Origin of the sequence: Bacillus sp. JJ1122 (assembly GCF_036964885.1) — a bacterium.
Lineage (GTDB): Bacteria > Bacillota > Bacilli > Bacillales > Cytobacillaceae > Mesobacillus.
Window position 1 is genome coordinate 1 of sequence record NZ_JBALQL010000060.1, and the last position, 1298, is coordinate 1298.

The following is a 1298-nucleotide window of genomic DNA, read 5'->3' on the forward strand; positions in this document are numbered from 1 at the left end:
AAATATATAATAATATAACACTATTGATATTTCAAGTGTTAATTGTATAACACTTTTAATAATTTATTGGTTATTTAGGTTATTCACTTACTAATAATATGATGTATAGCTTATTAGTATGTCAATTTAATCCAATACCTTAAATCCCCTTTAAAGTAAAAAGTTCTGATAAACAAGGCTGTTGATTATCTTTCCAGGCGATAGCATTTTCTCAGGACTCTGTCACCTTCTGTTCCAATCAACTTATTTTACAATCTTTTGCTTTCAAGCATTTCTTTAATAACAATAACCTTTAAGAAAACAGCCAAAAAATAAAACAGGCCATTTTGGCCTGCTCCCGGATGTTATTCGTATTGAGTCTGGAATGGGGACGTTGGCAGCTCTTCATTGAAAAATAATGCGAGATCTTCAGCCTGACGTACTTCGGTGATATGGAAAGCTTTCTGCAAAAATTCTACATCTTCAATATCCTTTGGATCGAGGAGTGCTGAACGCCCCGTCTGCATACATACAACGAGCGGTTTTCCGAAAAACATATTTGTAAACACAATCCCAAAGTCATACCGAGTATCATAGGTTGTGAACCCCACAAATCTGACCTGAACTTTTTCGTGTTCATCATAAAGCTTTTCGAATAGTTCCATATGCCTCCTCCTTTTTAATTAAATATTTAGAATATTATTATAATTTATTTTTACCAATAATGCAATAGAATATGAAGCTAAAAAGCTCATATTCTATTGTCAATGCTTTTACCTCAGTGATAAAATGATGGAGAATCGATCGAAAAAGGGGATTGGACAATGTCTAGTAATGCTTATATAAAACTTGTTCCATCATCAACTCAGCAAGCTATTTCCACCGATGAACTCAAAGATTTATTTAATTACTACAAACAAATAACGGCTAAAACCGGAGACCAGGTAGATTGGAACTATGAAAACTCCGCATTTCCTTATGAGCTAAAGGAAAAAGAAGAAGGCAAAGGTACATGGTTTTATCTACAATCCTCCCAGGACCGCTACAATGCAATTTTATTTGGAGTAGACAAAGAAACCATCGTTGATGAAGATGATACAGAACGCGAGCAAGCATACATACAAATCACGCTTCCTCCGACAGCTACCGCTGGCGACAAAGGGAAAGCTAACGAGTTCAGCAAATTCCTTGGAAAAAAACTGCAGGGTGAATTGCATTTATTCAACGGTAGAGTAATGTATTTCAATCCACGAAAATAAGAAGAGTAAAACTCTCTTCAATTGAAGGAACATCGACTAAAACAATAAAGAAACGGCTGC

2 protein-coding genes are annotated in these 1298 nt (G+C 35.1%); one reads left to right on the forward strand and one right to left on the reverse strand.

The genetic code is table 11. The features are described 5' to 3' along the window. Positions 1-344 precede the first annotated feature (344 nt). The gene (locus tag V7201_RS23110) at positions 345-644 is read right to left on the reverse strand and encodes a DUF3055 domain-containing protein (RefSeq protein WP_335379098.1); all 300 of its coding nucleotides are present in this window, start codon (positions 642-644) and stop codon (positions 345-347) included. Positions 645-803: 159 nt separating this feature from the next. On the opposite strand from V7201_RS23110, the gene V7201_RS23115 reads away from it, so the two are divergent. Beyond that, positions 804-1238, forward strand: a complete 435-nt coding sequence (locus tag V7201_RS23115; protein ID WP_335379099.1) for a DUF1885 family protein — start codon at positions 804-806, stop codon at positions 1236-1238. The last annotated feature ends 60 nt before the right edge of the window (positions 1239-1298 follow it).

Bases quoted from the DNA above. Each gene is read 5' to 3' on its own strand.
- V7201_RS23110 (WP_335379098.1), bottom strand. From the start codon at position 644: ATGGAACTATTCGAAAAGCTTTATGATGAACACGAAAAAGTTCAGGTC.
- V7201_RS23115 (WP_335379099.1), top strand. From the start codon at position 804: ATGTCTAGTAATGCTTATATAAAACTTGTTCCATCATCAACTCAGCAA.